The sequence below is a fragment of the Streptomyces sp. NPDC006265 genome (genome assembly GCF_040613555.1).
Classification (GTDB): Bacteria; Actinomycetota; Actinomycetes; order Streptomycetales; family Streptomycetaceae; genus Streptomyces.
On sequence record NZ_JBEXSH010001394.1, the window covers coordinates 1 to 1,450 of the forward strand.

At 70.8% G+C, this 1,450-nt stretch carries 1 protein-coding gene; it reads left to right on the top strand.

Annotation, left to right across the window (positions count from 1 at the left end; genetic code table 11):
• The coding region (locus ABZ281_RS49210) for a putative PEP-binding protein (RefSeq protein ID WP_356665349.1) at positions 1-1,293 on the top strand (1,293 nt) is incomplete at its 5' end.
• Positions 1,294-1,450: the final 157 nt, after the last annotated feature.

Consider the following 1,450-nt stretch of genomic DNA (forward strand, 5'->3'; position numbering starts at 1 on the left):
GAAGAGATCGCAGTCGACCCGCAAGGGCGCCGGTTCACGGCAGGCGGCAGCACCGTCGAGGAAGGCACGGTCATCTCCGTGGACGGCTCCGACGGTGCCGTCTACGCGGGCGCGGCTCCACTGATCGACTCCCCTGTGATGCGGTACTTCGAGGGCAGCAGGCAAGGTGAGCGCTCGACCGGGCTGGTCGACGCGGTGGCCCATGCCATGCGACAGGCCGATGGCGTACGGCGGTTGGAAGTGCGGGCCAACGCCGACACCCCCGAGGACGCCGCCCGCGCCCGCCGGTTCGGCGCCCAAGGTGTCGGTCTGTGCCGCACCGAGCACATGTTCCTCGGCGACCGCCGGCAACTGGTTGAAGCGATGATCCTGGCCGGTACCGACGCCGACCGGGAACGTGCCCTCGACGCGCTGCTGCCCCTGCAGCGGCAGGACTTCGTCGGCATCCTCGAGGCGATGGACGGCCTGCCGGTCACCATCCGCCTCCTCGACCCGCCGCTGCACGAGTTCCTGCCCGACCGCACCGAGCTCGCCGTCCGCATCGCCGCCGCCGAGGCACACGGCAACCCTCCCAGCGCGCACGACGCCGAGCTGCTGGACGCCGTGAATCGCATGCACGAGGAGAACCCGATGCTCGGCCTGCGCGGCGTACGCCTGGGCCTGGTGGCGCCTGGCCTGGTCGCCATGCAGGTACGGGCCATCGCCGAGGCATTCGTCGAACGCAAGCGAGTGGGCGGGGACCCGCGGACGGAGATCATGGTGCCGCTGATCGACACGGTCGAGGAGCTGCGGCTCGTGCGCGAGGAGGTGGAGCAGGTCCTGGCCAAGGTCTCCAAGGAGTCCGGCGTCCCGGTCGCATGCCCGGTCGGCACGATGATCGAGCTGCCCAGGGCCGCCCTCACCGCAGGCCGTATCGCCGAGGAGGCGCAGTTCTTCTCCTTCGGTACCAACGACCTGACCCAGACCACCTGGGGCTTCTCCCGCGACGACGTCGAGGCGGCGTTCTTCTCCGCCTACCTCGACAAGGGCATCTTCACGGTCTCCCCGTTCGAGACGATCGACCGTGACGGCGTGGGGCGCCTGGTCGAGATCGCGGTCGCCGAGGGCCGGGCCGCACGGCCCGACCTGAAGATCGGCGTCTGCGGCGAGCACGGAGGGGACCCGGACTCGGTGCACTTCTTCCACGCTGCCGGTCTCGACTACGTCTCCTGCTCACCGTTCCGCGTCCCGGTCGCGCGCCTCGAGGCCGGGCGTGCCGCCCTCTCCGAGACGGAGGCCAGCGACAGCCGGTGACCGGTGGCCCGGCGCGTTCACGAGCGTTCCGGCTGCTCCTCGACGGCCCCGGTGAGGGCGAACAATCCTCACCACGCAGGCACTTCGCAGCAAGCTCGGCGCCAACGGCCTCAACTCCGGCTCCATGGGCTACACGTCCGCCTTCGCGCAGGACGCC